Genomic DNA, 11,934 nt, shown 5'->3' on the forward strand with positions numbered 1-11,934 from the left:
TGGCTGCGTCGAGATGTGGAGGTTCGGACATGGCAGGTAACAGAGTTGTCGTCTACAAGGGCGCTGGTGAAGTAGCGGTCGAGGAGATTGATTACCCGTCCTTGGAGCTCCCGGACGATGTCGTGACAGGTCTGAACATCCAGCGCAAGGCGCCGCATGCAGTGATTCTGCGGCTGGTGACCACGAATATCTGTGGCAGTGACCAGCACATGGTGCGAGGCCGCACCACTGCGCCGATCGGTCAGACGCTGGGTCACGAGATCACCGGCGAGGTGGTCGACATGGGGGAGGATGTGCTCTTCGTCAAGAAGGGTGACATCTGCTCGGTCCCCTTCAACATTGCCTGCGGCCGGTGCCGCATGTGCAACGAGGGCAAGACCGGCATCTGCCTCAACGTCAACCCTGCACGGGCCGGCGCCGCCTACGGGTACGTCGACATGGGCGGCTGGATCGGCGGCCAGGCCGAGTACGTGATGGTGCCGTACGCCGATTTCAATCTGCTCCCGTTCCCTGACCGCGATCAGGCAATGGAGAAGATCATGGACTTGACGATGCTGTCGGACATCTTCCCGACCGGGTATCACGGGGCGTACACCGCAGGTGTGACCACGGGATCGACGGTGTACGTCGCGGGGGCCGGGCCCGTCGGTTTGGCTGCTGCTCACGCCGCCCAGCTACTCGGGGCGTCGGTGGTCGTCGTCGGCGATATGAACACCGAACGTCTTGCCCAGGCGCGTAGTTTCGGCTGCGAGACCGTAGATCTATCCGGTGGCGACGATCTGGTCGACCTGATTGAGGCGGTCGTCGGGGAGCGCGAGGTCGATGCCGCTGTCGACGCCGTGGGTTTCGAAGCCCGCGGGCACGGTGCGGATGCCGAGGAGGCACCTGCGACGGTGCTCAACGCCTGCATGACCCTCACGCGCGCAGGTGGCGGAATCGGCATACCGGGGCTCTATGTCACCGGTGATCCCGGTGCTGCCGACGACAATGCCAAAGAAGGCACCCTCGGTATCCGGCTCGGTCTGGGATGGGCGAAGTCGCACTCGCTGATGACCGGCCAGTGCCCGGTGAAGAAGTACAACCGCCAGTTGATGAATCTGATTCTGCGGGACAAGGCGCAGATCGCCAAGGCCGTCAACGCGGTCAAGATCACCCTGGATGAGGCGCCGAACGGGTACGCCGACTTCGACAAGGGCGCAGCTAAGAAGTACGTCATCGATCCGCACGGCATGCTCGGCTGATCGAAATACGTGTTCGAGCCCGTCGAGGTGTCATCTGTGCAGCTGGGTCGACCCAGATCTAGCGCAATCGACATCTCGGCGGGTGACACGCATTGGACAATGTGCGGCATGACTGCGAACGAACCGACAACGCGCGATGCAGACAGCCATGGCGTCATCAGAGTTGTCGGTGCCCGCGCCAACAACCTGCGCAACATCAGTATCGAGATTCCGAAGCGACGCCTCACCGTTTTCACCGGAGTCTCCGGTTCGGGCAAGAGTTCCCTGGTTTTCGGCACGATTGCGGCGGAGTCCCAGCGGCTGATCAACGAGACGTACAGCTCCTTCGTGCAGGGTTTCATGCCGACCCTGGGTCGTCCTGATGTTGACATCATGGACGGTCTGACGACTGCGATCGTGGTTGGTCAGGAGCGGATCGGCGGCGACCCACGTTCGACTGTCGGCACAGTTACCGACGCAGGTGCACTGTTACGCATTTTGTTCAGTCGTCTCGGTCACCCGCATATCGGATCCCCTCAGGCATTCTCCTTCAACGTCGCGTCGATCAGCGGCGCGGGGGCGGTCACCACCCAGCGTGCCGGCCGCACCGTGAAGGAACGGCGTAGCTTCCAGGTCGTGGGCGGCATGTGTCCGCGGTGCGAAGGTCGGGGGAGTACGTCGGATATCGACCTGGGTGAGCTGTTCGATGAGGACGTGTCCTTGAACAATGGCGCGATCACGGTGCCCGGTTACTCGATGGAAGGGTGGTTCGGGCGGATCCTGCGCGGCTGCGGCTTCTTTCCGGTGGACCAGCCGATCAGGAGGTTCACCAGGCGCGAGCGCGAGGCGTTCCTCTACAAGGAGCCGACCAAGATCAGGGTCGATGGAATCAACCTCACGTATGAGGGGTTGGTGCCGAAGATCCGCAAGTCGATGCTCGACAAGGATCGCGATGCGCTGCAGCCGCACATCCGCGCGTTCGTGGACCGGGCGGTCACGTTGGAGACCTGCACGGACTGCGGGGGAACGCGGCTGAGTGAAGAAGCACGTTCGTCCACCATCGACGGGACCAGCATTGCTGAGGTCACCGCGATGCAGGTGTCGGATCTCGCCCAGTGGGTGCGGACGATCAGAGATCCAGCAGTTGCTCCCCTCGTTGACGGTCTCACGGACATTCTCGATTCTTTCGTCGACATCGGTCTGGGCTACCTGAGCCTTGATCGAGCCTCCGGCACGTTGTCCGGGGGTGAGGCACAGCGGGTCAAGATGGTCCGCCATCTGGGGTCAGCACTGACGGACGTGACCTACGTCTTCGATGAGCCCTCCGCGGGTCTGCACCCGCACGACATCGCGCGGATGAACGCCCTGCTGTTGCAGTTGCGCGATAAGGGCAACACCGTCCTCGTTGTCGAGCACAAACCGCAGACCATCGAGATCGCTGATCACGTGGTCGATCTCGGACCAGGCGCGGGTACCGCCGGTGGTCGGGTCTGCTTCGAGGGCACCGTCGCCGGCGTGCGCGACAGCGGGACTGCGACGGGCAGGCACCTGGATGATCGGACGGTGCTGAAAGGTCAACTGCGCGCGTCCACCGGTGCTCTGCAGGTGCGTGGTGCTGCCGCTCACAACCTGCGGGAGGTGGACGTCGACATCCCGCTCGGTGTGCTGTGCGTGGTGACCGGTGTGGCCGGCTCCGGCAAGAGTTCGCTCATGCATGAGTCGGTTGCTCGCCGTGACGGTGTGACAACGGTTGATCAGAGTCCGATTCGTGGCTCGCGTCGAAGTAACCCCGCAACGTACACCGGGCTGTTGGACCCGATCCGCAAAGCGTTCGCGAGGGTGAATGACGTCAAACCTGCGTTGTTCAGTGCCAATTCCGAGGGCGCCTGCCCGAATTGCAAAGGCGCGGGCGTCATCTACACCGACCTGGCCGTGATGGCCGGAGTCGCTGTCACCTGCGAGGTCTGTGACGGTAAGCGCTACGACATGTCCGTCCTCGAGCACACCTTCGGTGGTCGCAACATTGCTGAGGTACTCGGGATGTCAGTATCGGACGCGGCCCAGTTCTTCGCCGCGGGCGAAGCAGCCATTCCTGCCGCACACAAGATCCTGCTGCGGTTGGCCGATGTAGGCCTTGGCTACATCTGCCTCGGACAGCCGCTCACCACCTTGTCCGGCGGCGAACGCCAGCGCCTCAAGCTGGCGACCCACCTCGGCGACAAGGCCGACGTATTCGTCCTGGACGAGCCGACGAACGGTCTGCACCTGGCCGATGTCCAGCAGCTACTCGTGCTGCTGGACCGGTTGGTGGATTCGGGTAAGTCGGTGATCGTGATCGAGCATCACCAGGCGGTAATGGCGCACGCGGACTGGATCATCGACCTAGGCCCCGGCGCCGGCCACGACGGGGGCAGCGTGGTGTTCCAGGGGACCCCCGCAGACCTGGTCGCGGATGCGTCGACACTGACCGGTGAATACCTCGCGGCCTACGTCGCGGGCTGACATCTGCACGGCCGAGATGTCAGTTTCGGAGGGTGTTTAGGGTGCAACATCCTCCGAAGATGACATGTCGGCAACCCATCACAGGTCAAGTTCGGGACACAACTTGGACAGCGTGGGTCCTGGGGTGTGGGCGCGTTCGTCCGGGGTCTGGTGAGCAAGTTCGCCAACGATGACTGCGTCTTGTCCGCTCCCTACGATGACGACGTCGTAGACGAAGTCATCGCTCGGCCGACGCCAACTGCGTCTGCTTCCTGGGTGCGGCGGGATGTCGCGTGGTGCAGAAACTTCCTGCTGCGCGGGCCCGGGCGCTGGCTCTGCCGCTGCGATCGCCGTGAGCCGGCATGAGCGCAGATCAGCGCATCAGCTGTTCGTCATTCGGTATCGGTGCTCTGGGCGGCCGGCGACGCCGTATCGCAGTTGCAGGGTGACGACGCCATGTCGTTCCAAGTAGGTCAGATACCGCTGAGCAGTGGCCCGACTGATTCCGACCAGATCGGCCACCTCGGCGGCCGAAATGTCAGTCGGAGCGGCCCGTACGGTGTTGCGCACCAGTTCCAAGGTTGGAGCCGAGTGCCCCTTGCTGGGAGCTTGGCCCACGCTCACCGGGTTACGCAGGATGCCGAAGAGTTTGTCGACTTCGGTCTGCTGGGGTGACTCGCCCAACTCATCGAGATAGTTGTGCAGGGTGCGATAGGCGATCAGCCGTTCGGCGAGTGCCTGATATCCGAAGGGTTTGACGAGATAGTGCAGTGCACCCAGCTGCATCGCGTTGCGCACAGCGTCCAGGTCGCGTGCCGCAGAGATCACGATCACATCGGGTGATGGTGGCTTCTTCAACAGCTTTCGGATCACCTCCAATCCATTGCCATCGGGTAGGTAGATGTCCATCAGAACCAGATCAGGGGTGTGCGACGCCGCGAGGTCGCGGGCGTCGGTTGCCGTGTGCGCCTGCCCCACCACCTCGAATCCGTCCGTGCGCTGCACATATGCCGCGTGAATTCCCGCTACCCGGTAGTCGTCATCGACCACGAGCACCTTGATCGGAGATGTCCTCACCGCCGAACCCCCGATTCAGCGGTCAACGGACGGGGTGTGGACTGCTCTCTCGGCAGGGTGACCGTTAGGGTGGCACCCACGCCGGCGGCGCCCGTCGTGACGGCAACGGAGCCCCCTAATTTTGTGACTGACCGGTACACGAGGGCGAGACCCAGACCACGCAGTCGACCGCCGGCAGATGACTTCGTGCTGTACCCGTCAAGGAAAATACGAGGCACCAGGCCAGGCGGGATGCCGGGCCCGTTGTCGCTCACCGTGACGACGACCGTGTCATCGTCCTCGACGATCAGCACGGCGATCACCCGAGGCGTAGGACGCCCGGTCAGCGCGTCCATCGCGTTGTCGATGAGGTTGCCCAGCACCATTGTCAGAAGTTGCAATCTGTCGGGTGCCTCGCCGAGCCAGGTATCGCCCGAAACCTCCAGCTGAATTCCCCGTTCATTGGCCTCAGCGGCCTTGCCCAGGATGAGACCCACAATTTGCGGCGCCGCGATGTGGCTGCGCAGAGTGTGGTCGAACTCCGCTGCTGTGCCCTGAATCTCTGTCAGATAGACCATCGCCTCCTGCGTTTCGCCGAGCTCCAACAGGCCGGCGACGGTGTGCATTCTGTTGGCGAATTCATGCTGTTGGGCGCGCAGGGAGTCGGTCAGCCCGCGCTCGCCGTCAAGTTCGCGCAGCAGTGCGGCCAGTTCGGTGCGGTCGCGCAATGTAACGACGGCGCCGGTTGACCTGCCGGCGAGGCGCACCGGCATCCGGTTGACGACGAGCGCGTAGTCGTCGGTGAGCACCAGGTCATCGGGCGTGTTGTCGTCGCCGGTCAGCGCATCTCGCAATGGTCCCGGCGGCAGCAGCTCGGGCAGCAGGTGCCCGACGGCCGAGACACTCAGGCCGAGTAGTCGCTGCGCCTCGTCATTGACCATGCTCACTCGTCCCAGCGTGTCGAAGGCGATGACGCCCTCGCGCACTCCGTGCAGCGTCGCCTCCCGTTCCTGCAGCAGTAGGGAGATCTCATCCAACTCCAGGCCGAAGGTGCGTTGTTTGAGCCGGCGCGCCAAGCCCCAGGAGGCGATGGCGCCAAGGCCGAGGGCAATACCCAGCCAGGCGGCGTACGAGGGCAGCTCTTGCCACAGGGCTGCGGACACCGAACTCTCCTGCAGGCCGACCGAGACTTCGCCGACCAGCCGGCCGTCCGGGCCGTACAGCGGAGCCCGGGCGTTGGCGGAACGCCCGGTGCTGCCGTCATCGACCCCGACGTGGGTACGTCCGTCGGTGACCACGATCGGTTCGCTGACCTGTTGACCTATGAGGGCGGGGTCGGGGTGGGAGTGCCGTACTCGATCCATATCGATGATCACCACATAGGACGCGGTGGTCTTGCGGGTGACGTCCATCGCGAGCCGCTGAACCGTGGTTGCGCATCCGGGACCCTCCTGCTGCATACATCGACGAATGTCAGGTACCAGGGCAGTGGTCTGTGCGATGGCCGCCGCGCGGTCCTGATACTGCTCGTCCAGAGAGGAACGCTCGCGGCTGATGAGGAGCAGAAATCCGATCAGAACAGTGGCTGTCAAGATGACCAGCTGAGCTACGAAGATCTGGCTGGACAACCGGCGCATTCGGGTACGCATCACACACCAGTGTGACTGCGCACACATCTTTGAGCAACATGTTCCGACGGTGAGCACAATGCGCAGAACCCTTTTGAATGCGCATAACAGGCGTTGCGCGCGCAATCTCGACCGTGACTGCGATCACACCGTAGGTTCTTTGCCAGGAACAAGATCATGTTGATAAAGCCAGCTATAAGTAGAGGTCGCTCAATGACGAATGAAATGAAAGCTGGTTCCTCAGCAGCCGCTGCGGTGCGACACAAACCGGTAAAAATCGAACTGGCTCATCTCACCAAGAGATTCATGACGCCCAAAGGGGAAGCCTTTACCGCGATTCGCGATGTGACACTGACAGTGCAACCCGGCGAATTCTGCGCCATTGTCGGCCCAACGGGATGCGGAAAGTCCACTACCCTCGGCCAGGTATCAGGCCTGGAGAAGCCCAGCGGTGGCAGCGTCCGTGTCGGAGATGAGCCGGTGCGTGGCATCACCAAGGGCGTCAGTTTCATGTTTCAGGTCGATGCGTTGTTTCCCTGGAAGACCGTGCTCGGCAACGTGATGATCGGTCCGACGCTGAATGGTATGAACAAAAAGGATGCCACCGCGCTGGCCCGCGACTGGTTACGCAGAGTGGGGTTGGCCGGGTTTGAGGACCGCTACCCACATCAGCTGTCAGGAGGTATGCGTAAACGAGTTGGAATGGCGGCCGCCCTGATCAACGAACCACAGATTCTGCTGATGGATGAACCGTTCGGCGCTCTCGACGTGCAGACGAAGGCCATCATGCAGACCGAACTACTGGGCCTGTGGGAGCAGACTCGTCCATCGGTGTTGTTCATCACCCATGATCTCGACGAGGCAGTCGCTCTTGCCGATCGGGTGTTTGTGATGACCAGCAGTCCGGGGTCGATCAAAGAGAGCTTCGAGATCGACCTGCCGCGGCCACGCGGGCAGGTCCAGGAGATTCGCCATCAACCCCGGTTCCTGGAGTTGCAGAACAAGATTTGGGCGTCATTGAAGGATGAAGTCGACCGCGCCTACGCGCAGACTGCAGGTGCAGCATGAGCATGGATTTAAAGGGCGCAAACCGGACTCGCAACGAAGAAAGCGAGCAATCCATCAGGCAGGCCAGCCAACATGCGCGGCGAAAACGCGGCGTGGTGCTATGGGTGGCTCGGATCGGCGCAGGCGCACTGTTCCTGGGTGGCTGGCAGGTCCTGGCCATGACGAAAACTCTCGATCCGTTCTTCTACGGTGAACCCTCCTTGATCTGGCAGTCTCTCGTGACGCTGTTCACCAAAGGAACGGCCTTCGGCTCCATCTGGGTGGACATCGGCGTGACCCTGCAAGAGGCGGTCTACGGTTTCTTCTTAGGCTCCATCACCGGCGGCCTGCTCGGACTCGTGCTTGGGCAGAATGTCTTTCTGTCCGAGGTCCTGGGTCCATATATCAAGATTTTGAATGCCGTCCCTCGCATCATCCTCGGGTCGATCTTCGTCGTGGCGTTCGGTCTTGGGCAGTTTCCGAAGGTTCTGCTCGCGGCAGTGCTGGTCTTCTTCATCGTCTTCTTCAACGCCTTCCAGGGCGTGCGTGAGGTCGATCCCAACTTGGCCGCGAATGTGCGGGTTCTTGGCGCATCGCCACTACAGGTAGCCCGTCACGTGACTATTCCCTCGGCACTGACCTGGATCATCGCGAGCCTCCACACGGCCTTCGGGTTCGCGATCATCGGCGCGCTCGTCGGAGAAGTCCTGGGTGCCACTCGTGGAATCGGCCTCATAATTACCCAGGCACAGGGCAAACTCGACCCAAATACTGTCTTCGCCTGTATGGCGATTATGGCCGTCATCACCCTCGGTGCCGAATTCCTGATCACGCTGCTAGAGAAGCGCGTGCTGTCGTGGCGCCCGCCAAATCGATCGGAGATTTCGGCTGGACTATGACCCCGTTTCCCCGTATCGAATATGAGAAGAAGAAGGTATTCACATGTACAGACGTATTGTCAGCGTAGCCGCAGTTGGCGCCATGGCTATTGGAGTGGCTGCTTGCGGAAGTAGTAGTAGCAGTGGCGGTAGTAAGAGCGCGAGTGGTGGCGGCGGATCAAGCAGCTCTGCTTCAATGCCGAAGGTGACCATGATGGTCGGTGGAATCGACAAACAAATCTACCTGCCGTATGAACTCGCCCAGCGCCTGGGCTTCTATAAGAAGTACGGCGTGAATATGGTGCTGTCCACCGAAACAAACGGCGGCGTGGGTGCGGAAGACGCGATGGTATCGGGCTCGGTCGACATGGCCGGGGCGTGGTATATCCACACCATCGACTTCCAGTCCAAGGGCAAGGACGTAGTCGGTATCGCGCAGTTGTCCGGGGCCCCTGGTGAGCGGGAGATGTGCGCCACCGGTAGCGGCGTACATTCGGCCGCAGACTTCAAGGGTAAGAATCTCGGCGTCACGGACCTGGGCTCCGGCACCGATGAACTCACCCAGTTCCTGGCGTCTGAGCACAACATCACCAAGAAGGGGTACAACACGATTGTTGTGCATGACGGGGCGACTGCAATCGCGGCGCTGCAGCGCGGTTCGGCCAACTGCGTGATGACCACGCAGCCCACGGTCGGTGCGATCGAATCGAAAAAGGTCGGCTACTCCGCCATTGACCTCGCGACGACGCAGGGCGCCAAAGCTGCTCTCGGCGGCGCGTGGCCGGCTGCATCGGTGCTCGCGACCCAGAAGTGGGTCGACAACAACAAGGTGGCGGCGCAGGACGTCGTTGACGCACTGGTGGCGACAATGCACTGGATCAGCACACATTCCGCCGCGGATATCGCGAACATGTTGCCGCCGGATTACGTACAGAACCCGACGATCAGTAAGGCGCAGTACATCGCGGGCCTCACCACTGACAAGGGTCAGTTCCTACCCGACGGGATCATGCCTGCAGGTGGCCCGAAGACCGTCTACGCGATGGCGAAGACGATCGGCACCGACGTCTCCAAGGTGAAGATCGGCGATACCTTCACCAACACCTTCGTGCTGGCCGCCCTGAAGAAGGAGGGTCTGAAGGCGACGTCCACCCCAGCCGGCCCGACCGGCTGACCGAGCACCCACTGGAGGCCCCGCACCTGCGACTACTCGTCGGTGTGGGGTTTTCGGCTACCTCTCGTGCCATTGGCCGCGCTCGATGAGCACATGTTTCAGTAGGTCCGCGCGGTCGGTCATCAGCCCGTCGACGCCGAGATCGAGCAGCCGGTGCATCGCGTCCGGATCGTCGACGGTCCACACATGGACCTGGGCACCGGCGCCATGCGCCTGCCGCAGGAGTGTGCGGGTGAGCACCGGAAGATTGCGCGTGCGTTCGGGGATCTGCAGGCAGTCGACAGCGCCGATCGGAATCCGGGCAAACGGTGTCCGCCCCAACAGCAGAGCTGTTCCGACCATCGCCGGAGTGGCTACCGTCGCCACCGGCCGCGACAGCAGTGACAGCACCACTCGGCGGCGACGGTCGGAGAACGACGCCACGCACACCCGATCCCACGCGCCATGTCGTTCGATCGCCCGCGCGAGAAGGGGAGCGGCTGCGTCGGACTTGCAGTCAATGTTGAGGCGAAGGTGCGGCCAGGTCTCCAACAGTTCATCGAACCGGGGGATCAGCTCCACCCCACCGATCCGCACCGACGACAACTCGGTCCACGACACCTCTGCGACTTCGCCGGCGACACCGGCGACCCGGTCCAGCGATGCGTCATGAAAGGCGATGAGCTCACCGTCGGCCGTGGCGTGTACATCGGTCTCGACGTAGGTGTAACCCAGGTCCACGGCCGCACCGAACGCAGCCATTGAGTTCTCCAGGCCGTTGCGAGAGAACCCCCGGTGAGCCAGCGCGATCGGACCGGGCCAGTCCAGGTACGGCGTCCGCGACATCAGCGCTACGGGCTTGCGACCGGGTCGGCTCAGATGTCCCGGAAGGACTGGATGTCCGCGCCGAGCGCGTTCAGCCGGGTGTAGATGTCCTCGTAGCCGCGGTTGATCACGTAGACGTTGCGCAGCACTGATTCGCCTTCGGCGGCCAGCATCGCGAGCAACACGACCATGCTCGGACGCAGCGCCGGCGGGCACATCACCTGGGCTGCACGCCACTTGGTGGGCCCTTCGATCAGCACCCGGTGTGGGTCCATCAGGTGCACCTTGGCGCCAAGCGCCGTGAGCTCGGTCAGGTAGATGGCGCGGTTCTCATAGACCCAGTCGTGAATCATTGTCTGGCCCTCGGCAACCGCGGCAATGGCCGCGAAGAACGGCAGGTTGTCGATGTTCAGACCTGGGAACGGCATCGGGTGGATCTTGTCCTTGGGAGCAACAAGAGGCCCGGGGATCGTCTTCAGGTCGACCAGGCGTGTGCGCCCGTTCGCCGACTGGTACTCAGTGGTCAACTCGTACTTCATCCCCATGCTGCCCAGCAGGGTCAGCTCGATCTCCATGAACTCGATCGGTACCCGCTTGATGGTGATCTCCGAGCCGGTCACGACCGCCGCCGCGAGTAGAGACATCGCCTCGATCGGATCTTCGGACGGGAAGTATTCGACGTCCTGATCGATATGAGGGTGACCGTGGACCGCGAGGGTCGTCGTTCCGATGCCGTCGATACGTACTCCGAGCTTCTCCAGGAAGAAACAGAGGTCTTGCACCATGTAGTTGGGGCTGGCGTTGCGGATGGTCGTCTTGCCGTCGAACCGCGCTGCCGCGAACAGCGCGTTCTCGGTCACTGTGTCACCACGTTCGGTGAGGATGATGGTCGCGCCTGCAGCAACCTCGCGGTCCACGGTTGCGGTGTAGTAACCGTGGCTCGCCTCGACCTTCAGACCGAATGCGGACAGCGCGTGCATGTGCGGCTCGACGGTGCGGGCGCCGAGGTCGCAGCCACCGGCATTCGGTAGTTTGAACTCGTCGAACTCGTGCAGCAGCGGGCCGAGGAACATCAGGATCGTGCGGGTGCGTTGCGCGGCCGCCTCATCCATGGAGTCCAGGTCCAGCCGTGCCGGGGGAGTGATCTCCAGATCACTGGTTCCGGGCAACCAGCGGGTCTTGACCCCGATCGAGTTCAGTACCTCTGTGATCCGGTTGACCTCCTCGATGCGCGCCAGGTTGCGCAACGTGGTTTTGCCCTTGTTGAGCAGGGACGCACACAGGCACGCGACGGCGGCATTCTTGCTCGTACGGACGTCGATCTCGCCGGAGAGCTTGCGGCCGCCCTGGATGCGTAGGTTCAGTGGGGTGCTGGAGGCGACCTGGACGACCTCGGTGTCGAGTGCGGCACCGATACGGGCCAGCATCTCCAGGCTGAGATTCTGATTGCCCTGCTCCATACGGGCCACGGCGCTCTGGGAGGTCTGCAGAGACTCCGCGAGCTCGGACTGGGTCAGCTTGCGCTGCCGGCGTGCGTCGCGGATCAAGGTCCCGACGCGCTCCAAATAGTCTTCAGGCATGGCTGAGACCCTATCTCACATGTGAGATATCGACCGGGTCGAAGTCCTCGGGCGTGTCGCGATCCG

General features: G+C 62.5%; 9 protein-coding genes. 5 read left to right on the forward strand and 4 right to left on the reverse strand.

Annotation, left to right across the window (positions count from 1 at the left end):
* Positions 1 to 29: 29 nt before the first annotated feature.
* Positions 30 to 1,241, forward strand: coding sequence for a formaldehyde dehydrogenase, glutathione-independent (gene fdhA / locus V3G39_08955; protein ID XAS78145.1), 1,212 nt, complete (start codon positions 30 to 32; stop codon positions 1,239 to 1,241).
* Positions 1,242 to 1,349: 108 nt separating this feature from the next.
* Complete coding sequence (locus V3G39_08960) at positions 1,350 to 3,722, forward strand: excinuclease ABC subunit UvrA (GenBank protein ID XAS78146.1); 2,373 nt, start codon at positions 1,350 to 1,352, stop codon at positions 3,720 to 3,722.
* 360 nt (positions 3,723 to 4,082) lie between these two features.
* On the opposite strand, the gene V3G39_08965 is transcribed toward V3G39_08960, so the two are convergent.
* Together V3G39_08965 and V3G39_08970 are read right to left on the reverse strand one after the other, a co-directional pair.
* Entirely contained in the window at positions 4,083 to 4,778 is a 696-nt protein-coding gene (locus V3G39_08965; protein ID XAS78147.1) for a response regulator, read from the reverse strand.
* Positions 4,775 to 6,406 carry a sensor histidine kinase gene (locus tag V3G39_08970; protein ID XAS78148.1) on the reverse strand — a complete coding sequence of 544 codons (1,632 nt, stop codon included), beginning with the start codon at positions 6,404 to 6,406 and terminating at the stop codon, positions 4,775 to 4,777. Before V3G39_08970 ends, V3G39_08965 begins: the two co-directional genes overlap by 4 nt.
* 156 nt (positions 6,407 to 6,562) lie before the next feature.
* Here V3G39_08970 and V3G39_08975 point away from each other — a divergent pair, with 156 nt between their 5' ends.
* The 3 genes from V3G39_08975 to V3G39_08985 all read left to right on the forward strand — a co-directional run bounded on the left by V3G39_08975 (position 6,563) and on the right by V3G39_08985 (position 9,484).
* On the forward strand, positions 6,563 to 7,453 hold the full coding sequence (locus V3G39_08975) for an ABC transporter ATP-binding protein (GenBank protein XAS78149.1): 891 nt from the start codon (positions 6,563 to 6,565) through the stop codon (positions 7,451 to 7,453).
* On the forward strand, positions 7,450 to 8,331 hold the full coding sequence (locus V3G39_08980) for an ABC transporter permease (protein ID XAS78150.1): 882 nt from the start codon (positions 7,450 to 7,452) through the stop codon (positions 8,329 to 8,331). Before V3G39_08975 ends, V3G39_08980 begins: the two co-directional genes overlap by 4 nt.
* Before the next feature lie 175 nt (positions 8,332 to 8,506).
* On the forward strand, positions 8,507 to 9,484 hold the full coding sequence (locus V3G39_08985) for an ABC transporter substrate-binding protein (protein XAS74812.1): 978 nt from the start codon (positions 8,507 to 8,509) through the stop codon (positions 9,482 to 9,484).
* A gap of 57 nt (positions 9,485 to 9,541) precedes the next feature.
* On the opposite strand, the gene V3G39_08990 is transcribed toward V3G39_08985, so the two are convergent.
* A complete protein-coding gene (locus tag V3G39_08990; protein ID XAS74813.1) occupies positions 9,542 to 10,309 on the reverse strand; it encodes a glycerophosphodiester phosphodiesterase in 768 nt (255 codons plus the stop codon).
* A gap of 29 nt (positions 10,310 to 10,338) precedes the next feature.
* Positions 10,339 to 11,868, reverse strand: a complete 1,530-nt coding sequence (locus tag V3G39_08995) for a UDP-N-acetylglucosamine 1-carboxyvinyltransferase (GenBank protein ID XAS74814.1) — start codon at positions 11,866 to 11,868, stop codon at positions 10,339 to 10,341.
* Positions 11,869 to 11,934 lie beyond the last annotated feature (66 nt).

This window comes from Dermatophilaceae bacterium Sec6.4 (assembly GCA_039636865.1).
Lineage (GTDB): Bacteria > Actinomycetota > Actinomycetes > Actinomycetales > Dermatophilaceae > Allobranchiibius.